Genomic DNA, 25384 nt, shown 5'->3' on the forward strand with positions numbered 1-25384 from the left:
ATTCAGGGGCGTTTTTTGTTTTTTTATATAAACGTTTAGGAGGCTGTCCCAACATGAAAGCAAGTGAAATTCGTTCCAAATGGCTGCAATTCTTCTCATCCAAAGGACACAAAATTGAACCGAGTGCCTCACTCGTTCCGCATAATGATCCATCGCTGCTGTGGATCAATGCGGGTATGGCACCGCTTAAGCCGTATTTTGACGGCCGTGTGAAACCCGAGAACCCGAGACTTGCCAATTCACAGAAATGTATTCGTACCAATGATATTGAGAATGTGGGTAAGACCCGCCGGCACCATACTTTCTTTGAAATGCTGGGTAACTTCTCGATCGGAGATTATTTTAAAGAAGAGGCGGTTACCTGGGCTTGGGAATTCCTGACCAGCAAAGAGTGGATCGGCTTCGATCCTGAGCGTCTGTCTGTAACGGTATATCCAGAGGATGAAGAAGCGTACAAGCTGTGGAACGAGAAGCTGGGATTGCCGGCGGAGCGGATCGTGAAGCTGGAAGATAACTTCTGGGATATCGGCGAAGGACCATGCGGACCTTGTACCGAAATCTTTTACGATCGCGGAGAAGATTATGGAGACCTGTCTGACCCGGAATGCTACCCGGGTGGGGAGAATGAACGATTCCTGGAAGTATGGAATGTCGTGTTCTCGGAGTTTAATCATAACAAGGACGGCTCTTATACACCGCTTCCGAACAAGAATATTGATACCGGTGCAGGTTTGGAACGTTTTGCGTCAATTCTCCAGAATGTTCCTTCCAACTTCGACACAGATCTTTTCCAGCCTATCATTGCCAAGACCAGTGAAATCGCTAAAGTGAAATATGGTGAAAATACGGAGAACGACGTTGCCATGAAAGTCATTGCTGATCATATCCGTACCGTGTCATTCGCAGTGGCCGATGGAGTGCTTCCATCCAATGAAGGCCGCGGCTATGTTATTCGCCGCCTGCTTCGCCGTGCTGTCCGTTACGGCAAAATGCTGGGCCTTGATCGTCCGTTCATGTTCGGTCTTGTCGAGGTAGTAGGCGAGATTATGGGCAGCTACTATACCGATGTGGTGACTAAGCGGGAGTTCATTGAGAAGGTCATCCGTACTGAGGAAGAGCGCTTCCATGAAACCCTATCGGATGGTTTGGCCATTCTGGCTACGTTCAGCCAGGAGGCTAAGGCAGCTGGCAATAGCGTGATCAGCGGACCGGATGCGTTCAAATTGTATGATACTTACGGATTCCCGCTTGATCTGACTGAAGATTATGCAGCAGAGCATGGATTAAGTGTAGATCGCGAAGGATTTGAAGCCGCGATGCAGCAGCAGCGTGATCGTGCCCGTGCTGCCCGTCATGATAATGAAAGCATGAAGGTTCAGGGCGGTGTGCTGTCTGATTTCACGACGAAGACCGAGTTCGTTGGTTATGATGAGCTTGTTGCAGAATCGAAGATTGTTGCCATCGTTGTTAACGATGCTTTTGTAGATATGGTATCTGAGGGCGAGTCATGCCAGATCATTCTGGAGCAGACTCCATTCTATGCGGAGAGCGGTGGACAAGTCAGCGACAAAGGCGAGATCCGTAATGCTTCAGGTAGTGCCGCAGTAGAAGGGCTGTTCAAGGCTCCGCATGGCCAATTCGTTCATATGGTTACAGTGCAGACGGGTGAACTGCGTACAGGAGACACGGTAACCGCAGCAGTAGACCGGGGTCTTCGCTCAGATATTATCAAGAACCATACCGCAACCCACCTGCTCCATAAAGCGCTGAAAGAGACTTTGGGAGAGCACGTGAATCAGGCTGGCTCATTGGTTGAGCCAGGTCGTCTGCGGTTTGACTTCTCTCACCTGGGAAGTATTACTCCAGAAGAGCTCTCGGCTATTGAGCAGCGTGTGAACGAGCAGATTTGGAACAGCCTGGATGTAATTATTGAATTGAAGCCTATCGATGAAGCCAAAGCTATGGGAGCCATGGCCCTGTTCGGGGAAAAATACGGCGATGTGGTTCGCGTAGTCCAAGTTGGCGGATACAGCTTGGAACTGTGCGGTGGATGTCATGTCGAGAATACCTCGCAGATCGGTCTGTTCAAATTAATCAGTGAGAGCGGAATTGGCTCGGGTGTACGCCGGATCGAAGCAGTGACCGGTCGTCAGGCTTATGAATATATGGATGGCCAGATTGATGTTCTCAAACAAGCCGCATCCTTGCTCAAATCCCATGTTGGTGAAGTTCCGAAACGGATCGAGGCTCTGCATCAGCAGGTGAAGGATCTTAGCCGTGAGAATGAATCGCTGCAAGGGAAGCTCAGTGGAATTGAAGCGGGAGCACTGACAAGTCAGGTGAAGACGGTTGGTAACACCCAGCTTCTGGCAGTACAAGTGCAGGCTAACAGTATGGATGCGCTACGTACACTTGCGGATGAATTGAAACTTAAACTGCCTGAGGCCGTACTAGTATTAGGAGCAGCTGTAGAAGACAAGGTGAACTTTGTAGTGGCTGTACCTCAGCAGGAAGTGAAGCGTGGACTCCATGCCGGCAAGCTGGTCAAAGAACTCGCGGCTCTATGCGGTGGTGGAGGCGGAGGCCGTCCGGATATGGCTCAAGCTGGCGGTAAGGACGCGTCCAAATTGGGCGAGGCGCTTAAGCGTTCAGAAGAGCTTATTCAAGCCTCAGCGCAATAAAAAAATTCCATAATCAGGATACTTTCTTGCTTCAAATATTTCCTTAAGGGCCCTTGAATATGTTATAGTTAAGAAGGCAGGCTGTAACGCTTGTAATTTCCCGCGGGCATTTGTTCGTAGAAGTGAGGTGTCATCTTGGACTCCATGGATAAAACAGTCAAGTTCAACGTCACAGGCGATGAGCACGAGGCTTCAGCTCAGGAAATTCTTTTGTCGGTATATGCAGCGCTTCAGGAGAAAGAGTACAATCCGATTAACCAGATTGTTGGTTATTTATTGTCGGGTGACCCTGCATATATTCCACGGCACAACAACGCTAGAAGTTTGGTACGTAAGAAAGAGCGGGATGAATTAATCGAGGAATTGGTTAAGTATTATTTAGCCGGTCATAGGTAAGCCGCTCTGTTCTACAGAAATAGGAGAACAGAAATGAGAATATTAGGCTTGGATTACGGGGACCGCAGAATCGGTGCATCCGTTAGCGATGCTTTTGGATGGACTGCCCAGGGGCTTGAGACGATCGAGCGCCGAGGCGACGAATCTGAACTGAAACGGATTGCCGAGCTTGTGAAGGAATACGATGCCGAGGAAATTGTTGTCGGACTTCCGAAGAACATGAACGGTACAGTAGGTCCCCGTGGTGAAATTTGCATGGAGTTTGCCGCTCGATTGCGGGAAATTCTAGGTTTACCGGTTCACCTTTGGGATGAACGGTTAACAACGGTCTCGGCACAGCGAACGCTGCTTGAGGCTGATGTCAGCCGAAAAAAACGCAAACAGGTCGTAGATCAACTCGCTGCGACACTGATTTTGCAAAATTTCTTAGATTCTAAGAGCAAAAGGTGAGGGTGATGGCAAATGGCTAACGATCGCATTAATAACGAAGAAGAACCGGAAATTATCTACATCCCTGATGAAGAGGGAAATGAAGAAGAATTCGAAGTTATCATGAAATTCGAAGTGGATGGTTCTGACGCAAAGTATATGATGGTCGTTCCTCTTGATTCCGAAGAAGAAGACGAAGATAGCGAAGAAGTGTATGCTTTCCGCTACGAAGAAGATGGCGAAGATCTGAAGCTGTTCACTATTGAAAGTGACGAAGAGTGGGAGATTGTTGAAGAAACCTTCAATACTCTGCTCGACGAATTGGGCGGTGAGGAAGAGCATGACTGAGTTTTCGGCTGAGCATGTGATTTGGACCTCCCGAGTGAAGGAAGCCTTTGGACCCGTAGTTGAGCTTCAGGATGAGAAAGGACACACCTCTTATTATCGTGTCGAGCGAGAATTCGATATCGGAGGCCAAGCCTATGTTGTTCTTCTTCCTGATGAAGATGGCAAATCAGCGGAGCCCGAAATCCTCAAGATCATTACGTCGCAAGAAGGTAATTTGGAACTGATTACCATTGATGATGATGATGAATGGGAGAATGTGTCTGAGCTGTACGATGAGCTTACTTTCCCTGAGTAGCCTATACTCTTAATTTGATTAATCCTGCTTTGTTATAGCATTTTACAAGAAGAGCGGAACTTACCGCTCTTTTTGTATGGTATAGAGGAGTTGACTTTTTTGAACAAATTTGTTCGGCGGTTGTTCACCGTTTTAATCGTACTCTTAGTCATACTGGGTGGGACAGCTGTCTACACATACAACCAGATGCAGCCTTTAAGCAATTCCTCGGCGAGTGTGAAGGTGGAGATTAAGTCAGGAGCGGGTACAGCCAGGATTGCGGATCTTCTTAAGCAGGAAGGATTAATTAAGAATTCTCTTATGTTCAAAATTTATTTGAAAATGAAATCTGAGGGAGATAAATTTCAGGCTGGTGTATATGAACTAAGTCCAAGTATGACCTTTGACCAGATTATCGGTAAGCTTAACAGTGGCGATGTCGTGAAAGCGGACATGGTCCATTTTACGATACCGGAGGGTTATACAATTAAGCAAATGGCGGATAAATTAAGCCAGGAAGGCATTGTGAATAAAGACCATTTTCTAAAGCTTGCCAAAGATCCAGCAGGTATTACAGTGCCGCTGCTCCGTGAATTCCCTTCTAATGGCAAACAGATCTATAGGCTTGAAGGGCTGCTATTTCCTGAGACCTATGAGCTCAAGAAAGGCAGCAGCGAGGCCGATATTATGACCCGAATGCTTGAGGAGCTGCAAACAAAGCTGGATGGCATCCCGGATTGGAAAGCTAAGCTTGAGAAGAGGAAGCTAACGCTTACTGAACTAATGACGGTGGCTTCACTTATTGAGCGTGAGGTTGTGGTTGATGCTGAACGCAAAAAGGTTGCGAGCGTGATTTACAACCGCCTTGAAAAAGGGATGAAGCTTGAGATTGATGCAACAGTTCAATATTTGCTCGGAAAGCCAAAAGAACGTTTATTAAATAGTGACCTTAGAAAGAAGGACAGTCCGTACAATACTTATTTGTACAAGGGCCTTCCGCCTGGTCCCATTGCCAGTCCAAGTGTGAAGTCAATTGAGGCAGCACTAGAGCCGGAGACGACGGATTATTTATTCTATGTTACGAAAAAGGATGGCTCCCAGGAGCACTTATTTGCCAAGACATATGCGGAGCATCTAAAAAATATTCAAAAAAGCAATTCTATAGCTAAATAAAACCGAGGTGTTTTTAACATGATGGGGAACAAACCGGAACTTCTCGCAGCCGCGGGCTCATTACAAGAGGTTAAGGAGTATATTGCGGCTGGGGCTAATGCGGTGCTGATTGGTGAGGACAAGTTTGGAATGAGACTGCCGGGAAGTATGACAATTTCCGAAATTGGTGAAGCCGTCCGCGCTGCGCATGCTGACCAAGCGAAAGTGTATGTAAGTGTGAATAATCTGATAAGCAATGAAATCCTGGATGAGCTTCCGGGGTATGTCCAGGCGCTTGCTTCAGCTGGTGTGGACGGAGTCGAATTCGGTGATCCGGCGGTTTTGCGGGCTGTACAGAAGTACGCACCAAGTCTGAAGCTGCACTGGAATGCAGAGATGACCTCAACGAATTACGCAACAGCCAACTATTGGGGTTCTAAGGGCGCAGTTCGCGTATTGTTAGCGCGGGAGCTAAGTATGGACGAGCTTACTGAAATGAAGCCTCATCTCCAAATTGAGGCAGAGGTCCAGGTTCATGGGATGACCAACATTTATCATTCCAAGCGCAAGCTGGTGCAAAGTTATATGACGCATCAAGGACGCCCTGTCCAAGGGGAGAATCTAGGGCTGGATCGAGGTCTATTTCTTATTGAGGCAGAACGCCAGGATGAGAAATTCCCGATCTATGAGGATAGTAACGGCACACATATTATGAGCTCGGATGATATCTGCATACTCGAGGATCTTCATATCCTGCTGGGAGCAGGTGTGGACTCACTTAAGATTGAGACTATTCTCAAGCCGATTGGCTATAACCGTACAGTCATACAGATATACCGGACGGCGATCGATACGTATTTTGAAGATCCTGAGTCTTATGAATTCCAGGAATCATGGATGGATAGGATTCGTGAAATTCAGGACCCAGAGCGTGAATTATCTTTCGGATTCTTTTATAAAGAACAGGTGTATTAAGGGGGGGACGAAATGCATACAACAGAGAAGCACATACCGAAATTTACAGGCACACGTTACCGCTTGGACAAGCCGGAACTGCTGGCACCGGCAGGGAACCTGGAAAAATTGAAATTTGCCATTCATTATGGGGCAGATGCCGTGTATATCGGCGGTCAGAAATATGGCCTTCGTTCCAATGCGGACAATTTCAGCTTCGAGGAGATGAGAGAGGGCGTAGAGTTCGCAAAGAAATACGGAGCTAAAGTATTCGTGGCTACCAATATATACGCGCACAACGAAGATATAGCCGGAATTGAAGATTACTTACGTAATCTGCATGAGGTGGGGATTTCGGCAATTATCGCCGCTGATCCGATTATCGTAGACACCGCAAGAAGAGTAGTGCCTGAATTGGAGGTTCACTTAAGCACCCAGCAATCAACCCTGAATTGGCAGGCAGTGCAGTTCTGGAAGGAAGAAGGGCTGCCTCGTGTTGTGCTTGGCCGGGAGACCAGTCTTGAAGAAATTGCAGAGATTAAGAACCATGTGGATATAGAGATCGAAGCGTTCATTCATGGAGCTATGTGCTCATCTTATTCCGGACGCTGTGTATTGTCGAATCATTTCACAGACCGGGATTCCAACCGGGGAGGATGCTGCCAATCCTGCCGATGGAAATATGATTTGTTCGAAGATGGACGCCCTGAGGAAGTATGGGTCTCGGAGGAAGAAGCCAGAGACAGCCGGATTCTCCAACAATTTAATCTGGGTGTCAATCAGCATCCGTTGTTCAGCGAAGAGGACAACTCCTTCACCATGTCCTCTAAAGATCTGTGCATGATTGCTCATATTCCTGATCTAATTGATGTAGGCGTAGACAGCTTCAAAATAGAAGGCCGGATGAAGTCCATTCACTATGTAGCAACCGTTGTCAATGTATATCGCCAAGCGATAGATGCCTATATGTCCGATCCCGATAATTATGTGCTTAGACCGGAATGGATTGAAGAAATGAATAAAGCGGCGAATCGTCCGTTAAATACGGGATTCTTCTATGACACCCCGGATCATGAGGATCATATTTATGAGCCTGAAGAGAAGGCGGCGCCATATGATTTCGCTGGACTTGTTCTGGAGTATGATGAAGAGAGCAAGATGGCTACCATTCAGCAGCGTAACCATTTCAAGCCGGGTCAGGAAGTGGAGTTCTTCGGGCCTGGCGGCTCTGTGTTCAAACAAACAGTAGGGCGGATCTGGGATGAGAATGGCAACGAACTGACCGCCGCGCGGCATCCGCTTCAGCGAGTTAAGCTTAAGGTTGAGCAGCCGGTACGATATTTTGACATGATGCGCAAAAAGAAATGAATTCTACTTTTAGACCCTTCTCATTTTTTTGAGTAAAGGGTCTATTTTTTTTACGTAAACCTGCCGATAATAGATATAGGTCCTTTCATAGACTATAACATCCTATACAGCTAGCAGATGCTTTCAATATAATTGAGAAAGCGTGGGCAATATGATACGATCGAAAGAAATTAATGGTAGGACTGATTGACTAGCGGCAGGATGGCTCTAAATACGAATTTGGCGGGGGAACGATCATGAAGATAGGTCCAAAGAAGGGTAAGTCGGAGAAGGCTCTAGGCAATACTGAAAAGAAAAAAATTCTTGGACTTAGCAAGAAAGCGGTTACAGGGGTTCAAAATATTAAACTAGGTCCTATGGATCCATCAAAATCAGTAGGGGTACGTCTGTTTTTAATTTTCTTTGTTGCAATTATGTTTTTTGTCCTGACTCTTGGTATTGTATCTTACCAGATGGCAAAGAGTACAATTGAAAATACGGCCAAGAATGCGAATCAGCAGACTATTATCCAGACTTCAGAGAAGCTGGACATTATTCTTAAACAGTATGAAGAAGGAGTCTCGCAGACTTATCTGGATACAGAGATTCAAAGTGGCCTGGTGTCTATTGGTAAGGGCGTTAGTGATTATGACCGTTTTGCCGTATTCAATGCCATCTCTCAAAAGTTCAATAACTGGATGTTCTCAACGAATGGTATTAAAGGTATTTACATAATTCCGATCGATGGTTCGTTCAGAGGGATTAGTGCGGGGACTGTTGATCAAGAGCTCTTGGCTGATTTCAAGTCGAAGTATCCAGGCAAAGAATACTCCGATCGGGGAATCACCAAGTGGGTAAGAGTTGACGCTTTCCAAGGAGCTAACACTGAGCCTGTGTTCCGATTGATTAAGACTATGACAACGATTGGCGGCGGCAGCAAGAGTTATTATTTGGTTGCTGATATCAAGACTCAAATACTTTCAGATCAATTGAAGAAAATCAGCTTGGGTGACGACTCTAAGCTTCAACTCCTGTCCCCTGATGGTTTGGTGGTAGCATCTTCCGATCAGAGTGACAACAACAAGAAAACAGAGTATACGGTTCTGAATGGGGAGAAGGCCAACTCTGGAAGCTTGTTCACTAAAGATACAAATAATCAATCAGTGCTGGCTGCATACAATACACAGGTAACATCAGGTTGGAAGCTGGCAGGCATTCTACCAACAGGTAACTTGGTTAAAGACGCTAAAGGTATTCTGGTCACCACCTTCATTTCTGCTGTTATCGTGGCCTTGATTGCAATCCTAATTGGGATCTGGATGGTTCGAATGATTGCCCGTCCACTTGGCAACATGAAGAACTTAATGCAAGAGGGTGCGAAAGGGAACTTAAGTGTTCGGGTAGCCCATAAGTCCAAAGATGAAATTGGTCAGCTAGCTTCAAGCTTCAACGTAATGATGGAGCACATTACCGAGCTCGTTAAACAGACAAATGCATCGGCCCAGGAAGTTCTGGATACAGCCACTGAACTCAGCCAGGCTTCGGACAAAACGGCAATGTCTGCTAAAGAAATTGCAATTGCTACGGAAGAGATTGCGAATGGGGCAGGAAGCCTTGCGACTGAGGCTGAGCGTGGAAATGCCTTGTCTGAGAATATTTCCAATCAAATGTATATCGTTATTGAAGCCAACCAATCGATGCAGCAGTCTGCTCGCGAGGTTGAGAAATCAAGTCACCTGGGCACAGAATATTTGAACAATCTAATGATTAAGACAAATTCTACGGCGGAGATTACCCAGGCACTTAGTCAGAAGGTAGATTCACTCAAGAACAGTACTTCATCAGTACTTAAAGTGCTGGAGGTTATGCAGAATATTACGAAGCAGACCAATATTCTATCGCTTAACGCAACGATTGAAGCAGCAAGAGCGGGAGCAGCCGGTCGCGGATTTATGGTTGTTGCAGATGAGATCCGGCAGTTGGCTGAACAATCGCGTCAATCGATTACGATGGTTGCAGAGATTACAGATCAGATCCAGGAAGAAATGAATCAGACGGTTACAGCGCTGGCAGCAGCGAATCCTTTATTCGCTGAGCAGATCAGTTCCGTGAAGGAGACGAATGATATTTTCGTATCCGTCCAGCAGCAAATGGAGAATTTCCTGGACCATCTCGGCTCCGTAACAGAATCCATCGACACGCTGAACCAGTCACAAACCGTACTGTCAGATGCCATGGGCAATGTCAGTGCCGTAGCCGAAGAATCTTCGGCTACATCGGAAGAGGTTGCCTCACTCAGTAATGAACAGCAAAGTGTGGGTCAACAATTGGTTCAATTGTCTAACAAGCTGAGCAATGTTTCGAATGGCTTGAAAGAGGCACTCTCGAAGTTTAGAGTCGAATAAATCAATTAAAGTATACAGCCTTGCTTACCTTAATCGGTAAGCAGGGCTGTTTTTTTACCGTTGCCGAGTATTCATCATGTCCCAGGAAATAATAGGATAAGAATATTTAGGGAAAGGGTGCATTTGCATGTCTCTAGATCATAAGAAGCGAATATTCTATATCATGTTGGCACTTACAGTTATCCTCTTAATTTTAATGATCCGGCTGGGTTACTTGCAGTTCTCTGCTAATGGAGAACATTGGACCCGAGGAGGACACAGTTTAAGCGAAATGGCCGTACGCCAACGTAGAAAGGGAATTGAACTTGATCCCGGCCGGGGCCAATTTACAGATAATCAGGGAAGATTGCTGACAGGTAAAGTCATTTGGACACCCATCCTTTTTCCAGTAAGTCTTATGCCAGAGAAGGGAAACCTGTCCCAATTGGCAGCTTTATTACAGACAACCCCTGACAAATTAGCTGCAGTGTGGGCTGACATAAAACAACCAACGCCTTGGCAAGATAGTGTAAGTGGAAACCCTCTTCAGCTCAGTCCTTCAAAGGTAGGGGCATTATCACGTATGAAAGTTCGCGGAATAGAGGCACTTCCGATTGTCAAAAGGTATACTTCGGGTATCTCGGGAAGCCAGTGGCTTGGCTATGTCTCCGAGCAGCCGGATACCATAAAGGGATTACAAGCTGCCCGAGCGTTACTCCATCCTCTTCCCTTGAATATGAAAGTTGGAGGCGCGGGGCTTGAGAGAACATTTGATTATTTTTTAAGAGGCGGAGAAGCAACAGAAGCTTATGTAACCGTGGATGGGTACAAAAGGCCAATTGAGCAGATTGGAGCACGAATTACGGGACCGGACAGCCCCTATTATCCTTTGCAGATCAAGACCACAATCAATAAGGATATTCAGCAAAGTGTGGAGAAGCTGACTGAACAGAGTAAGCTTACGGAAGGAGCAATAGTGGTTCTCGATGCAAGTAACGGGGATATTGTTGCTATGGTTTCAAGGCCTTTCTACGACCCTGAACATATTGATCTAAAAGGAGGACAGTGGGGCAATCGGGCTGTTAAAGCCAATGTTCCCGGGTCTATATTTAAGACGGTTATCGCTGCCGCCGCGCTTGAATCGAAAGTGGCTGAACCTCATGAACAGTTCTTTTGCAAAGGAGACTATGGAAAGTATCATCTCTCCTGCTGGAAGCCAGAGGGACATGGGCCTATAACGTTTGAACAGGGGTATGTTAACTCCTGTAACACGGTATTTGCTGCTTTAGGAGAGCGTCTTACCGCCTTCCAGATTGAAGAGACTGCATATCGTATGGGAATTGGGCGAAGTATTGGCTGGCAGGAGAAAGAGTTTCTCGGGGCAGTAGACATGAAGCAAATTGATCAGGAAGAAGCTGGCACAGTCTTTGGTGCACAGAAAACGGCGCTGGGTTCTGGAGTTCGTGCCCAGACATCAATAGGCCAACGGGATGTTCTGATGACACCACTACAAGCGGCTAACCTGGTTGTTACACTGCTACATGATGGAACCGTACTGGCTCCCCGTCTAGTCAGCGAGATCAGGTACGCTAACGGAAGTCTGCTGGCGACTCTTCCCCCGCATACAACTGTCTCACCGGGGGGGAGTATCTCCCCGCAGACCGCCAGAACTCTGCTTCGATGGATGCGTGAAGTAGTGACTGAAGGTACGGGGAGACTGCTTCGTGACCATGTATGGGAGCTTGCAGGCAAGTCGGGGACAGCCCAGGTAACTCGTAATGGGAAGCCATTGAATGATCAATGGTTCATAGGGTACGGACCGGTTAGTAAGCCGAAGTATGCTGCAGCCGTACTTGTCCAAAGTAAAAAACCAGGAGCAAAGCATCAGGCGACGAAGCTGTTTTATGATCTAATGGATGTATTAGCAAAAAAACTCGCCTAAATTTTAACGTCATATGATAAAATAGATTAGATACGAGGTTATGGTGAGAAAAAAAGTGGGGAGAAGCGACATGGAAACTTTGCTGCTGTGGTTATTCTACATTTCAACGTTGTATGCCTTTATTCCGGGATTAATCAGCCGCATGTTCGGATTTCGTGTCTTCAGAAGAGGTAAGGGAGAGCATGAATTTGCCCTTACTTTTGATGATGGACCTGATCCGGTCTATACTCCGCAGCTGCTGGATCTATTGAAGAAATACAATGCGAAGGCAACATTTTTTGTTGTAGGTTCAAATGCGGAGAAGAATCCCGATATTATTAAAAGGATGTACGACGAAGGCCATCTTATTGGTATTCATAATTACGTCCATAAAACAAATTGGCTTATGCGCCCAGGTACAGTGAGGAAACAGATCCTTCGAACAGATAAGATTATTCATGATATCACGGGATTTAATACGCACTACTACAGACCTCCTTGGGGGATCGTGAATTTATTCGATTTCTCAAGGAAGAACGATATACAAATCGTCCTATGGTCTTCCATGTTCGGTGACTGGAGATTTCGGCTTGGTGCTGATAGCTTGGCTAGGAGAATGATGAAGAAGCTTGCTCCTGGTGAAGTATTTCTGCTCCATGATTGCGGCTCGACGTTAGGAGCTAACATGGAAGCTCCTGTGAACATGATGATGGCGCTGGAACGCGTACTTCAAGCTGCTGAAGAACAGGGACTGCGAAGCATTCGAATTGATGAGATGATTGCCCAGTCCGGGGGAGCTAGGGTCAACTCAGGTTCACTTTATCGAACCCAATCGGCAGGAACAATGAAGTTGTCCTGGATCAAGAAGGGAATTGTATTCTTGTGGCTGCTGTGGGAGAAGATCTTTCACTTTGTATTTCAACTTCAGACAACGAACAAGGAGGACCCTGTCTTCCATTTTCGAACTCGAACCTATCATGGTAACCCGGTTGATATGCGGGACGGCAGCCGATTAGAGAAAGGGGATAAGGTCCTCGAATTGCACTTTGACAACAAAAAGTTATACGAAATCGGCTCGACTTCCAAATCATCCGTTCAACTTGCCATTCAAATGATTCGAGCGGTGGAAAAGACGCTGCCCGAGCTTGCCCAGTATATCATCAAGCATCCTGAATTAGGTGAGATTAAGGCTCTGTACGGAGTGAGCATGATCAATCGTGGTCCTGAACAATTTGGATTCACGGTATCTGATCTACCTCAAGGATTATTCGCCAAATCATCAACGGCCTATTTGAAGCTTCTTATGAGTGTTATTCATCCTGCAGGCCAACAGCGCCTGAAACGTCACTCCGAGCAATTGGTACCTAAGCTCATTGTTATGCCAATGAATTTACTGCTTAACCGCTTTGCGGTGAATGGATCTCATCGCCAAATTACCGAGCCGGCTTCGGAACCATCGGAGCCTGCACTTGAAGCAACCATCTCTTATTGACAGAATAAGAATAAGGAGCTGTCCCATAGCCATGAAATGGCTGTTAGGGACAGCTCCTTTTATTTAACCAGATTCAGGAGTAATCACTCAGGTGATTGCCCTGCGAAGGAACATTATTCTTAAAGCACCCAGTGTTCTATTCATCTAGTGGCTCTTGATATTGTTAGGTTCATAAACTAACTCAATCCCACATCTTTATGTTATAATTTGGTAAAACGGGAAAATGAGAGGTATTAAGTTTATGAAGCTGATTAAAAACTTCATCCTTGTCGTTCTTAATTTAGTCGGAGAGCTGTGGACTGGATTTTTTAACCGGAACCCCGAATTTTACGATAAGCATACTAATACCAAGACAAAACTTGGTTATATTGTATTCGTGGTACTTTCCTTTGTTGTAACAATCGGGATCGCTACTTTGCTGTATTCAAGAATCAATCATTAACCTTGCTATGACATGTTCATAATCAATTATTGCAAGCTGCAATTGGTTATAAACACAGAGCAGCGATCCTCCAATTCAGGAGAATCGCTGCTCTGTTGATATTTATGGGTTATCGCTTTATTAAATCTTCAGTACGCCGCCATTACTTGCGTTGGTAACAAGTTTGGAATAACGGGCCAGATAGCCAGTTTTCACTTTCGGCTCGAAGCCTTGCCACTTCGATCTGCGAACGGCCATTTCTTCTTCAGATACATGAAGTTCAATCTTACGGTTGTTAAGATCAAGCTCGATAATATCTCCATCTTCAACAAATGCAATTGGTCCGCCTTCTGCAGCTTCAGGGGAGATGTGTCCGATACTGATACCGCGGGAAGCTCCTGAGAAGCGTCCATCGGTAATCAAGCCGACTTTGGCACCAAGTCCCATACCTGCGATTTGTGAGGTAGGAGCAAGCATTTCCGGCATACCCGGCCCGCCTTTTGGACCTTCATAACGAATGACAACAACATTACCTTCTTTAACTTTACCATTGGCAATGCCTGAGAGTGCTTCGTCCTGGGAATCGAAGCAGATTGCAGGTCCTTTATGGTATCCGCCAACAGATGGATCAACTGCGCCAACCTTGATTACAGAGCCTTCTGGAGCCAAGTTACCGTACAGGATAGCTAAGCCGCCGCGCTCGGAGTGAGGATTATCAATGGCATGAATAACTTCAAAGTCTTGAATTTCGCAGCCTTCAACATTCTCACGGATCGTCTTGCCTGTAACCGTAATACGATCGCCGTGGAAGGCACCCGGTTTCTTGAGGAGCTCGTTAATGACAGCACTTACGCCGCCAGCACGGTGAACATCCTCAATGAAGTGATTGGATGCAGGAGCCAGCTTGGAGATATGTGGTACACGGTTAGCAACTTCGTTAATTCTCTCGAGCGGATAATCAATGCCAGCTTCTTGCGCAAGAGCTAGAGTGTGAAGCACTGTATTGGTCGAGCCGCCCATAGCCATATCAAGAGCAAACGCATTATCGATTGCTTCGACGGTGACAATATCACGAGGTTTGAGATCGAGCTTAATCAATTCCATCAACTGCTTGGCGGATTTTCTTACGAAATCGCGACGTTCTTCGGATACCGCTAGAATCGTGCCGTTACCAGGAAGCGCAATTCCGAGCGCTTCTGCAAGACAGTTCATGGAGTTCGCAGTGAACATCCCTGAGCATGAACCACAAGTCGGACAGCCGAATTGTTCAAGCTCAAGAAGTCCGGCGTCATCGATTTTACCTGCTTGATAGGCGCCTACACCTTCAAATACCGAAGTAAGGGAAAGTTTGTTACCCTTGCTGTCTACGCCAGCTTTCATTGGCCCACCGCTTACGAACATGGTAGGAATGTTCACGCGAAGTGCTCCCATCATCATACCCGGTGTGATCTTGTCACAGTTCGGGATGCAGACCATTCCGTCGAACCAGTGAGCGGATACGACCGTCTCAAGGGAATCGGCAATGATTTCACGGCTTGGCAGTGAGTAACGCATTCCGATATGTCCCATAGCAATACCGTCATCTACACCGATGGTGTTGAACTCGAATGGTACCCCGCCGGCTTCACGGATCGCTTCTTTCACAATCTTACCAAATTCTTGAAGGTGTACGTGACCAGGTACAATATCAATGTAAGAGTTACAGACTGCGATAAACGGTTTATTGAAATCTTCTTCTTTTACACCGGCTGCACGCAGCAAGCTGCGGTGAGGAGCGCGGTCAAAGCCTTTTTTAATCATATCTGAGCGCATTTTTTTATCTGCCATGATGTCGGTTATCCCCCTGTATATTATATAATTTAAGAATGTAATCCGCTAAAGCTTTATATCAAAGTCTATCATATGTATCATGTTTTTTCTAGCAATTCAGCTGCGGTTCTGATGGAATATAAAAGACTGACAGCCAAACCTGGGAAGGTTCGTATGTCAGCCGGGATTTGGAAAGCAACCGCTCAAGCTGCTGATAACCGCTTTACTGGACTATTTATTGGCTTTGCTGCGGGCTTCGCCGCCTTTTTTACCAATTTGACGGTAGAAATCCTTATCATGAGTTTCAGAGGTGGCTTCGCCGCCCTTTTGCCCAATCTCTTGGTAGAATTCACGACTGTGCTTCTTGGAGGTAGCTTGTCCACCTTTTTGTCCAATTTCCTGGTAAAATTCTTTACCGTGATTTTTGGCTGTAGCTTCGCCTCCCAAACGCCCTGCTTCTTCCCGACTCAGCTTACCTTTGTTGTTACGTGCCATCAAAAATCACTCCTCAAAGTAGTTAGTTATTAATTGCGTTATTTTGTATTTACCACTTTATTGGTAACTGAAACATAAAATTGCTGAAATTGGAAAAAGTATGCTCACTTTGATGTTAGCTTTTTGTATCAGACTTGTAAGCGCTGTAAAATAAAAATAAAGGTTGTGAATTAGGAGGCAGGCCAATGCCGATTGTGAGAGTACAGGGACAATCCAGACAGATTACGAGTATTCTGTTCGATAAGGATGGCACCCTCCTGGAGATGCTAATGCTATGGGGTCGATGGGCAGAGGCTGTGAACAGGTTGATGGCAGATAAGATTGCTCAATTGGGCGGCACTATTCCCGGGGGAGTGGCAAGAATGCTCGGCACCATTCAGGATGAACAGGGAAGAGTAACCGGTTATGATAAGACCGGACCGCTGGCAATGGCTTCGGAAGAAGAAACTATAGGACTTCTTGCTTGGCAGCTGTATTCGGCTGGCACCCCGTGGAATGAGGCGATCCAGCAGGTTAATGAAATATGCAGCTCAGCTATGCATCAGGTAAGGACAAGCGGAGAGGTTCAGCCTATGGAAGGGCTTAGAGCACTCCTTGATAAATGTAAGGCGTTTGGGGTTCGGTTAGCTGTCGTCACAACAGATAATACGGAGAATGCACGTCAGCATCTGCAAGCGATGTCTATTGAGCATTATTTTGACAGTATAGTAGGACGTGACAGGGTTAGTAATGGAAAGCCAGCACCAGATATGGTGAAGCTGGCATGTGAGGAACTTGGCACTCTACCAGAGGAGGCGGCTGTGATCGGGGACAGTAATGCGGATATGCAGATGGGAAAAGCTGCTGGAGCTGCGATAACGATCGGTTATGGCGGGGAGGAAGAAGCCAGGGGCTATCTGCTTGAGGCCGATGTCTTGATCTCCAGCTATTTGGAGCTGATTCTTGAGCCCTAGGTGTATGTTGATTGAACAAGAAGAGGATTTAATATTTAACGAGGAAAGATGAGGCGGTCATTAGTGGATAGTCTGAAGCTGGGTACTTTGGCGGAGTGGATCGGTACAAGCTCTCGAGTTGTCTTTTTTGGAGGGGCCGGTGTCTCTACGGAGAGTGGAATACCCGACTTTCGCTCCGCAGCAGGAATTTATCAATCAGAGCATAATTCTCCATACGCTCCTGAAGAAATATTAAGCCGCCGCTTTTTTGACAAGCATCTAGAAATATTCTATGACTTCTATAAATCCAAAATGCTGCATCCAGAAGCGAAGCCCAATTCGGCCCACCGGCTTCTGGCAGGACTCGAGCGACAAGGCAGGCTTGATATGATCATCACGCAAAATATTGACGGGCTGCATCAATCGGCAGGCAGTACCCGGGTTCAGGAACTTCATGGTTCCATTCACCGCAATCATTGTATGGGTTGCGGCCGGTTCTATTCACTGAAGGATATAACAGAAAGTGAGGACGTAGTTCCAAGGTGTACAGCTTGCGGAGATGTTATTAAGCCGGACGTCGTACTCTATGGAGAGATGCTGGATGATGAAGTCATTCATGAGTCGGTCCAGGCGATTCAGGGGGCGGATCTCTTAATTATTGGCGGGACTTCCCTTACGGTTCAGCCTGCGGCCAGTATGGTGACTTATTTCAAGGGGGATCATATCGTTCTGATCAATGCTTCCTCAACGGCTTATGATCAAAAAGCGGATCTATTAATTACAGATCCAATTGGGGCTGTGATGGGCGCTATAGCCAAGGATTTGGATGTGGAAATCTGAAGATCTTGGAAGAATAGCAGATCAGCTATTGTTTTTCGCGGGCAATGTAAGTAGCTAAGTGCTGGGATCCTACTCCAAGAAAACGGTTTCTTGCCAAAGCGTCCAAGGAAGGCTATGATTTTGAGTATAGCTTATAAATAAAGATTTAATTACGTAAATCTTCAGCAAAGCTCACAGTAGAAAGGTAGGAGAACGCATGGTATACACAGCAAGTGAAGACCGCTATGAGAGCATGAAATATAACCGTGTAGGCAGGTCCGGCCTCAAGCTTCCGGCTATTTCTCTGGGTCTTTGGCATAACTTTGGCGGTGCTGACAAGTTCGAGAACGGACGCGAGATGATCCGTAGAGCTTTTGATTTGGGTATAACTCATTTTGATCTAGCAAATAATTATGGTCCCCCTCCAGGATCGGCAGAAGAGTTGTTTGGACAGGTTCTTAAGAAGGATCTGGCTCCATACCGCGATGAGCTGGTCATCTCCTCGAAGGCAGGCTACTACATGTGGCCCGGCCCCTATGGAGAGTGGGGATCTCGTAAATATCTGATATCGAGTCTTGATCAGAGCCTGAAGCGGATGGGGCTTGAGTATGTGGATATTTTTTATTCTCATCGATTTGACCCGGATACACCGCTAGAAGAGACGATGATGGCGCTCGATCATATCGTGCGCTCAGGCAAGGCTTTGTACGCGGGGATCTCCAGCTATTCTGCTGAACAGACAGCTGAGGCGATCGCTATTCTCAATAGGCTCGGCACTCCGCTTCTCATCCATCAGCCAAACTACTCCATGCTTGACCGCTGGATTGAGAATGGGCTGCAGGATGTGCTCGAAGAGAACGGGGTCGGAAGCATTGCTTTTTGTCCTCTGGCACAAGGCATGCTTACATCGAAGTATTTGAATGGGATTCCCGAGAATTCCCGGGCCGCCAATCCGACTGGAGCCTTGCAGGAGAGCCAGATCACCCCGGAGGCACTTCGCAAAATACGGGCGCTGAATCAGATCGCGGCTTCCCGCGGCCAGAGTCTAGCCCAGTTCGCCCTTGCATGGGTGCTTCGCGGGGGTAAGGTGACCTCGGCTCTAATCGGCGCAAGCCGGGTAAGCCAAATCGAAGAGAACGTGGCCGCGCTGAGCAATCTCGATTTCTCGGCAGAAGAGCTTACCCGTATCGAGACCATACTTAAGGCATAAAGTTAATAAAGCTCCAACTTTATAATGAATAATAGTCAGAGCCGTCCTCCTTGTCATAAAGGAAAGGACGGCTTTTTATTGGCACGGGTACTACTCTAAAGTAGCTTCTGCCCCGGATACAGACCTTCGGTAGCTGCTTGGCGATCTGCCCTGCAACCGGCTGAACTGACGTGAGAAATACAGAGCATCGGGCAGTCCGACCGAGGCGGCGACCTGTTCAATCGATAATTCAGGGCGGTCACGAAGCAGCTCCCGGGCTTTATCCATTCTAAGCCTCAGTAAATAAGTAACGGGAGATACTCCAATCTGCTGCTTGAATATTCTTGAAAGGTAGGCCCGGTTATACCCCATGCTCGCCGACATCTGCTCGATAGATACGGGATAGGCATATTGGCTGGCCATATACTGGATCATCTGCTTGACGACCTGCTGTACCCTGGACTTTCCGCTGATATAACCTGATTGTTCCCTCAGCTTCTCTTCAGCTTCAGCCATTATCATATAAAGACACCCAATCGAGATGAGATCCGCATTGCTCCTGTTCTTGCGGAATGCCCGAAGCACGGACTTCAGGAGTCCGGGTATGGCGCTGTCTTCAGAGGAGCGCAGTACAGGCTGCTCAAGCCGGAAGCCGGCACGACGTACAAGCTCATCCGCACCGATGCCAGCAAAGGCAATCCAGCGGTAGCGCCATGGGTCAGATCCATCGGAGGCATAGCTGACCAGCTGGTCTGGGTGGATCAGGAATCCTTCTCCAGCCTTCAGATCATAGGAACTGAACTCGGTGCGGTAAGTCCCATGTCCTTTTTCTACAAAATGAAATAAATAGAAATTGTAAACTTTTGGCCCAAGGCGATGGTCAGGACGAGTCTGGCTTTCACCGGAGAAGAGAACATGAAGCTCTGACGTGCCTGAGTATAAAGGGTTAGCTGCAGCGCTGTAGGATTCAGGATTCATCGTGTTGTCGCTCCTTCTCTAAGAACAAGTTATATACATTGTAGCTTTAAAAGTCACATTTATCTATATTTATCTCATATAGATGCATTATCAACGTGAGTACCTATCAAATATAATTAGGTCATAAATTACAACCACTAAGGACGGGGTGAGGGAGCTTGAGTCATCAACATTTGCAGCAGACATTTCTAACTGAATTTGGTGAAAGCAATCAGCCGATCAGGTATTTCGGGGCGCCGGGGCGTGTGAATCTGATTGGAGAACATATCGATTACAACGGAGGTTATGTGCTTCCGGCCGCACTGGAGTTCGGAACGACCTTGGCCATTCGCAAGCGGGAGGATAATCAGGTCTGGTTCAAATCGCTGAACATGCCTTACGAAGCCCGGCTAGAGGTTCAGGATTTGGGCAAGGCCAAGACAGGAGAATGGATTGACTATCCTGTCGGAGTTATCGTAGAGCTCGGTAAGCTGGGCATTACACTGACCTCCGGTTATGAATTGATGTTTGAAGGCAAAATTCCGAATGGCGCAGGGCTCTCTTCCTCGGCATCTCTGGAAGTAGTTACGGCTTACGCGCTGTTATCTATGGAAGAACAAGAGCTTAGCAGGGTTGATATCGCAGTGCTGTCCCAGAAGGCTGAGAACCTGTATGTTGGCGTGAACAGCGGAATCATGGATCAATTTGCTGTAGCTAATGGGGCGACCGATCATGCGATCCTGCTCATGTGCGGCACGTTGGAATACCGCCTGGTTCCTTTTGTGACAGGCTCTTATAAACTCGTGATTGGAAATACGAACAAGCGCAGAGGTCTGGTCGACTCGAAATATAATGAACGCCGGACCCAGTGTGATGAGGCCCTTGAGCTTCTTAAGAAGAAGCAGCCGGATTTGAAATACTTGGCGGACCTGAGTCCTGAACAGTTCTCAGCTTACGAGTCTGGTATTCAGGATCAAATTCTGCAAAACAGAGCCAAGCATGTGGTTGAAGAGAACGCGAGGGTGCTTCAGTCCGTGGATGCGCTTAGCAAGGGCGATCTGGCTTTATTCGGTCAATACATGAATGAGTCCCATGATTCCCTGCGTGATCTGTATGAAGTGAGCTGCTCGGAGCTGGATATTATGGTGGAAGAAGCGAGACGGATTCCAGGTACCCTGGGTTCTCGAATGACAGGGGCGGGCTTTGGCGGCTGCACAGTCTCTCTGGTTCATGAGGATGATGTAGCTTTGTTCGTGGAGCAGGTCGGGGAAGCTTATGAGCGCCGTACGGGACTTAAAGGCGAATTCTATGTATGCGGAGTCGGCAATGGCGTAAATGAATTGAAGGAGGACAAGTAACATGGCTATTCTCGTAACTGGTGGTGCGGGTTATATTGGTTCACATACGGTAGCAGAGCTGCTGGCGCGTGGTGAGGAAGTCGTTATTATTGATAATCTTCAATCCGGACACAAGGAATCTCTTCTGGGAGGCAAGCTGTATGAAGGGGACTTAAGAGACAAGGCCCTGCTGTCCAAATTGTTCTCGGAGAATGAGATCGATGCGGTCATTCATTTCGCGGCCAACTCCCTGGTGGGAGAGAGCATGCAGAAGCCAGTCAAATATTATGACAATAACGTATATGGTACGCTTTGTCTGCTAGAAGCAATGGAAGAGGCCGGAGTTCGTCGGATCGTCTTCTCCTCTACGGCGGCTACTTACGGCGAGCCCGAGAAGGTGCCGATTCTGGAGACGGATCGCACCGAGCCGACCAACGTCTACGGAGAGACCAAGCTTACGATGGAGCGCATGATGAAGTGGTTCGATCAGGTTCTAGGCATCAAATATGTATCCCTCAGATACTTCAATGCAGCAGGAGCCCATGACAGCGGCAAAATTGGTGAAGACCATCGTCCGGAAAGTCACCTGGTACCGCTCATACTTCAGACGGCTCTAGGTCAGCGCGAGGAGATTGCCATCTTCGGCGAGGACTATCCGACTTCTGACGGAACCTGCATTCGTGATTACATTCATGTGAGCGATCTGGCTGATGCGCATGTGCTTGCCGTACAGCATTTGAGAAGCGGAGCGGAGAGTGATGTATTTAACCTGGGTAATGGACAAGGCTTCTCGGTCAAAGAAGTTATTGCTAAGGTTAAGGAGGTAACGGGAGTGGATTTCCAGGTTACCGTTCATCCGAGACGCGCGGGGGACCCGGCGGTGCTTGTGGCTTCTTCGGAGAAAGCGAGAACGGTCCTCGGCTGGAATCCTTCCCGCAGTGAGCTTGGACATATTATTCAGTCAGCCTGGGAGTGGCATAGTGCCAATCCACAAGGCTATGACTCGAAGTGAGGGATGAAGTATGAGCCTAACGAATCAGACAGACAGCTTGGACGAGCTAACTGAGGTAGAACGAGTACAGCTTGCCATAGAACAGCTGGTCCACTATGCGCTGGGGCGTGGACTTATCCAGGAGTATGATACCGATTATAGCCGCAATCGGCTGCTTGAGCTGTTCTCGCTGGATGAGTCTTATCAGAATGAGGTAAGTGCGAATGCGACACATCCGCTTCATACTTTGCTTGAGACCCTGATTGATTATGGCTGCAAGATCGGGCTCGTTCCTGAGGATACAGTGACTTACCGAGATCTGCTCGATGCCAAAATTATGGGTCATCTCATGGCCCGTCCATCAGAGGTTATCCGTTCCTTCCAGGATATAGAGCGCACCAGCGGAATAACCGCGGCAACGGATGCTTTCTACAAGCTGTCTGTAGACTCCAATTATATCCGTATGGACCGTGTAGCAGAGAATGTGTACTGGAAAAAGGAGACTTCGTTCGGTGAGATGGAGATTACGATCAATCTGTCCAAGCCCGAGAAGAACCCGAAGGAGATAGCGATGGCGAAGCTGCTGCCACCTCCAATATATCCGAAATGCCAGCTATGCAGAGAAAATGTAGGCTATGCCGGACGGATCAACCATCCAGCCCGGCAGAATCTGCGGATTATCCCACTGACGCTGGGCGGGGAGCCATGGTTCTTCCAGTACTCTCCTTATGTGTACTACAATGAACACTCGATCGTCTTCCATCATGATCATGTACCGATGAAGCTGACTAAGGATACGTTCAAAAGGCTGCTTGATTTCGTAGGCAAGTTCCCTCATTACTTTATTGGCTCCAATGCCGATCTTCCCATCGTCGGCGGGTCGATTCTGACCCATGATCATTTCCAGGCTGGACGCCATGTGTTTCCACTTCAGAAAGCACCGGTGCAAGCGGAATTCCAGCATCCGAAGTTCAGCGGCGTTAGCCTAAGTCCGGTGAAATGGCCGATGTCTGTTGTAAGGCTTGGCTGCAGCAATCCCGAGGTGCTTCTGGAAGCGGCAAATGAGCTGTATGAGCAGTGGAAGGGCTATAGTGATCCAGAAGTTGGCGTACATGCTTATTCCGAAGTGGACGGGGTACAAGTCCCTCATAATACGGTAACCCCTATTGTAAGACGCCGGGAGGACGGAGGTTATGAGATTGATATCGTCCTTCGCAACAACCGCACAAGCGAGGAACATCCGGAAGGGGTATTCCATGCACACCGGGAAATGCATCATATTAAGAAAGAAAATATCGGCTTGATTGAGGTCATGGGTCTGGCTATTCTTCCAGGCCGCCTTAAACATGAGCTTGCGGGAATAGCCAGCATCCTGGCTGGAGATAATGAATTATATAACAGGGTTAAGCAAGGCAGTGTTCCTGAGTTGATCGCACATGCCGCCTGGATTGAAGAGCTTGCTGCCAAGTATGGCACACGACTTGAGCTTCAGGAAGCTGAAGAGCTGCTTCGTGATGAAGTCGGCGGTATATTTGCCGAAATTCTGGGTCATGCGGGTGTATTCAAACAGACGGACAAAGGACAGAGTGCGCTGCACCAGTTCCTTACAAGCTGTGGATATGAGAAGTCGTCCTGATAGGGCGGCTTTTCGTTTTGGTTCCAAATTTGTTTCAACGGTCGCAAGGAAGTATAATCACAAATGTATTCATTTTTTGCAATTTATCAATGAAAGAGGGATTAACCGGGAATCGCCTGGTTTATTTCATCTTCTAGAAGACGGAGGGACTAACAGACATGGAAGCATTTGAATTTCATAATCCGACGAGACTTATTTTTGGCAAAGGCCAGTTGGAGGCTTTAAAGAAGGAAGTTCCTAAATTCGGCAGCAAAGTCCTGCTGGTATATGGCGGTGGAAGCATCAAACGCAGCGGTTTATACGACCAAGTTATCCATATATTGAACGAGATTGGTGCTGAAGTGACCGAACTCGCCGGTGTTGAACCTAACCCACGCCTCTCAACGGTACATAAAGGTGTGGATCTGTGCCGGACTCACGGCACCGAGCTGATTCTGGCCGTGGGCGGAGGCAGTGTTATCGATTGTGCTAAAGCCATTGCGGTAGGGGCCAAGTATGAAGGAGATATGTGGGATTTCGCTGAGCGCAAAGCGGCTGCCAAAGCCGGGCTTCCGTTAGGTACGGTGCTCACCATGGCAGCAACGGGTTCTGAAATGAATTCGGGCTCTGTCATCACAAATGATCAGACCAAGGAGAAGCTGGGCTGGGGCAGCCCTTATGCGTTCCCGGCGTTCTCTATTCTTGATCCAGAGCACACCTTTTCATTGCCTAGAGATCAAACCGTATATGGCGTAGTGGACATGATGTCACACGTTCTCGAGCATTATTTCCATGTTCCTACGAACTCTCCCGTACAGGACGGCTTCTGTGAGACTATACTGAGAACGGTCATCGACACGGCTCCGAAGCTGGTGGAAGATCTGCACAATTATGAACACCGTGCGACCATCATGTACTGCGGTACAATGGCGCTTAATGGAATTCTGAATATGGGAACCCGTGGTGACTGGGCAACCCATAATATCGAGCATGCTGTCTCTGCGGTATATGACATTCCACATGGCGGAGGCTTAGCCATTCTGTTCCCGAATTGGATGAAGCATAATCTGAAGGTGGATGTGTCCCGGTTCAAGCGCCTTGCTGTGAATGTTTTTGATATTAAAACCGAGGGCAAGTCCGATGAACAGGTTGCACTCGAAGGCATCGAGGCACTGCGTACATTCTGGAGCTCTATTGGCGCGCCAAGCACCTTGAAGGACTATGACATTGATGACAGTCAGCTGGATGTCATGGCTGAGAAGGCTGTTAAATTCGGACCCTTCGGCAATTTCGCGAAGCAGGACAAACAAGATGTGCTGGAGATTTATAAGGCTTCTCTCTAAGTGTAGTGGACAGTTGAGTGAGTTAGTGGAGCGCCCCGTGAAACGGGGCTTTTTTTGTTGATCATATAGTATTCATGAAGATATCAATTGCTGGATAT

Annotated in this window: 22 protein-coding genes; 19 read left to right on the forward strand and 3 right to left on the reverse strand. The window is 47.3% G+C overall.

Going from position 1 to position 25384, the window contains the following annotated elements:
• Window positions 1-53 precede the first annotated feature (53 nt).
• The 12 genes from alaS (at window position 54) to ACRRNK_RS06500 (ending at window position 13820) form a co-directional block, all read left to right on the forward strand.
• Window positions 54-2681, forward strand: coding sequence for an alanine--tRNA ligase (gene alaS, locus ACRRNK_RS06445; RefSeq protein ID WP_433945944.1), 2628 nt, complete (start codon window positions 54-56; stop codon window positions 2679-2681).
• A 135-nt stretch (window positions 2682-2816) separates the two neighbouring features.
• Complete coding sequence (locus ACRRNK_RS06450) at window positions 2817-3077, forward strand: IreB family regulatory phosphoprotein (protein WP_127200453.1); 261 nt, start codon at window positions 2817-2819, stop codon at window positions 3075-3077.
• Window positions 3078-3110: 33 nt separating this feature from the next.
• Entirely contained in the window at window positions 3111-3527 is a 417-nt protein-coding gene (gene ruvX, locus ACRRNK_RS06455; RefSeq protein ID WP_433945945.1) for a Holliday junction resolvase RuvX, read from the forward strand.
• A gap of 12 nt (window positions 3528-3539) precedes the next feature.
• A complete protein-coding gene (locus ACRRNK_RS06460; RefSeq protein ID WP_433945946.1) occupies window positions 3540-3854 on the forward strand; it encodes a DUF1292 domain-containing protein in 315 nt (104 codons plus the stop codon).
• Window positions 3847-4149 (forward strand): DUF1292 domain-containing protein, encoded by a 303-nt coding sequence (locus tag ACRRNK_RS06465; RefSeq protein WP_433945947.1) that lies wholly within the window; start codon window positions 3847-3849, stop codon window positions 4147-4149. The genes ACRRNK_RS06460 and ACRRNK_RS06465 overlap by 8 nt, the downstream gene beginning before the upstream one ends.
• A gap of 99 nt (window positions 4150-4248) precedes the next feature.
• Window positions 4249-5301: an endolytic transglycosylase MltG gene (mltG, locus tag ACRRNK_RS06470; protein ID WP_433945948.1), complete on the forward strand. Its 1053-nt coding sequence runs from the start codon at window positions 4249-4251 to the stop codon at window positions 5299-5301.
• 21 nt (window positions 5302-5322) lie between these two features.
• Entirely contained in the window at window positions 5323-6255 is a 933-nt protein-coding gene (locus tag ACRRNK_RS06475) for a peptidase U32 family protein (protein WP_433946818.1), read from the forward strand.
• Between the two features lie 12 nt (window positions 6256-6267).
• Window positions 6268-7602 (forward strand): peptidase U32 family protein, encoded by a 1335-nt coding sequence (locus ACRRNK_RS06480; RefSeq protein ID WP_433945949.1) that lies wholly within the window; start codon window positions 6268-6270, stop codon window positions 7600-7602.
• Between the two features lie 236 nt (window positions 7603-7838).
• Complete coding sequence (locus tag ACRRNK_RS06485) at window positions 7839-9986, forward strand: methyl-accepting chemotaxis protein (protein WP_433945950.1); 2148 nt, start codon at window positions 7839-7841, stop codon at window positions 9984-9986.
• 271 nt (window positions 9987-10257) lie between these two features.
• Window positions 10258-11907 carry a peptidoglycan D,D-transpeptidase FtsI family protein gene (locus ACRRNK_RS06490; RefSeq protein WP_433946819.1) on the forward strand — a complete coding sequence of 550 codons (1650 nt, stop codon included), beginning with the start codon at window positions 10258-10260 and terminating at the stop codon, window positions 11905-11907.
• 70 nt (window positions 11908-11977) lie between these two features.
• Window positions 11978-13378, forward strand: a complete 1401-nt coding sequence (locus ACRRNK_RS06495; protein ID WP_433945951.1) for a polysaccharide deacetylase family protein — start codon at window positions 11978-11980, stop codon at window positions 13376-13378.
• Between the two features lie 241 nt (window positions 13379-13619).
• Window positions 13620-13820, forward strand: coding sequence for a hypothetical protein (locus ACRRNK_RS06500; protein WP_433945952.1), 201 nt, complete (start codon window positions 13620-13622; stop codon window positions 13818-13820).
• A 120-nt stretch (window positions 13821-13940) separates the two neighbouring features.
• Here the strand turns inward: ACRRNK_RS06500 and ilvD are convergent, their stop codons facing one another.
• The gene (gene ilvD, locus ACRRNK_RS06505) at window positions 13941-15626 is read right to left on the reverse strand and encodes a dihydroxy-acid dehydratase (protein ID WP_433945953.1); all 1686 of its coding nucleotides are present in this window, start codon (window positions 15624-15626) and stop codon (window positions 13941-13943) included.
• 213 nt (window positions 15627-15839) lie between these two features.
• Complete coding sequence (locus ACRRNK_RS06510; RefSeq protein WP_433945954.1) at window positions 15840-16103, reverse strand: KGG domain-containing protein; 264 nt, start codon at window positions 16101-16103, stop codon at window positions 15840-15842.
• A 185-nt stretch (window positions 16104-16288) separates the two neighbouring features.
• Here ACRRNK_RS06510 and ACRRNK_RS06515 point away from each other — a divergent pair, with 185 nt between their 5' ends.
• The 3 genes from ACRRNK_RS06515 (at window position 16289) to mgrA (ending at window position 19064) form a co-directional block, all read left to right on the forward strand.
• Window positions 16289-17056, forward strand: a complete 768-nt coding sequence (locus tag ACRRNK_RS06515; protein WP_433945955.1) for an HAD family hydrolase — start codon at window positions 16289-16291, stop codon at window positions 17054-17056.
• Window positions 17057-17128: 72 nt separating this feature from the next.
• A complete protein-coding gene (locus tag ACRRNK_RS06520) occupies window positions 17129-17875 on the forward strand; it encodes an NAD-dependent protein deacylase (RefSeq protein ID WP_433946820.1) in 747 nt (248 codons plus the stop codon).
• 196 nt (window positions 17876-18071) lie between these two features.
• Window positions 18072-19064 carry an L-glyceraldehyde 3-phosphate reductase gene (gene mgrA / locus ACRRNK_RS06525; RefSeq protein WP_433945956.1) on the forward strand — a complete coding sequence of 331 codons (993 nt, stop codon included), beginning with the start codon at window positions 18072-18074 and terminating at the stop codon, window positions 19062-19064.
• A gap of 90 nt (window positions 19065-19154) precedes the next feature.
• On the opposite strand, the gene ACRRNK_RS06530 is transcribed toward mgrA, so the two are convergent.
• Window positions 19155-20021, reverse strand: coding sequence for an AraC family ligand binding domain-containing protein (locus tag ACRRNK_RS06530; RefSeq protein ID WP_433945957.1), 867 nt, complete (start codon window positions 20019-20021; stop codon window positions 19155-19157).
• A 158-nt stretch (window positions 20022-20179) separates the two neighbouring features.
• On the opposite strand from ACRRNK_RS06530, the gene ACRRNK_RS06535 reads away from it, so the two are divergent.
• The 4 genes from ACRRNK_RS06535 (at window position 20180) to ACRRNK_RS06550 (ending at window position 25286) form a co-directional block, all read left to right on the forward strand.
• Window positions 20180-21358, forward strand: a complete 1179-nt coding sequence (locus ACRRNK_RS06535) for a galactokinase (RefSeq protein WP_433945958.1) — start codon at window positions 20180-20182, stop codon at window positions 21356-21358.
• A gap of 1 nt (window position 21359) precedes the next feature.
• Window positions 21360-22349, forward strand: a complete 990-nt coding sequence (galE, locus tag ACRRNK_RS06540) for a UDP-glucose 4-epimerase GalE (protein WP_433945959.1) — start codon at window positions 21360-21362, stop codon at window positions 22347-22349.
• Window positions 22350-22359: 10 nt separating this feature from the next.
• The gene (locus ACRRNK_RS06545) at window positions 22360-23964 is read left to right on the forward strand and encodes a UDP-glucose--hexose-1-phosphate uridylyltransferase (protein WP_433945960.1); all 1605 of its coding nucleotides are present in this window, start codon (window positions 22360-22362) and stop codon (window positions 23962-23964) included.
• Window positions 23965-24122: 158 nt separating this feature from the next.
• Window positions 24123-25286, forward strand: coding sequence for an iron-containing alcohol dehydrogenase (locus ACRRNK_RS06550; RefSeq protein WP_433945961.1), 1164 nt, complete (start codon window positions 24123-24125; stop codon window positions 25284-25286).
• The last annotated feature ends 98 nt before the right edge of the window (window positions 25287-25384 follow it).

Origin of the sequence: Paenibacillus sp. SN-8-1 (assembly GCF_050995535.1) — a bacterium.
Taxonomy (GTDB): Bacteria; Bacillota; Bacilli; order Paenibacillales; family Paenibacillaceae; genus Fontibacillus.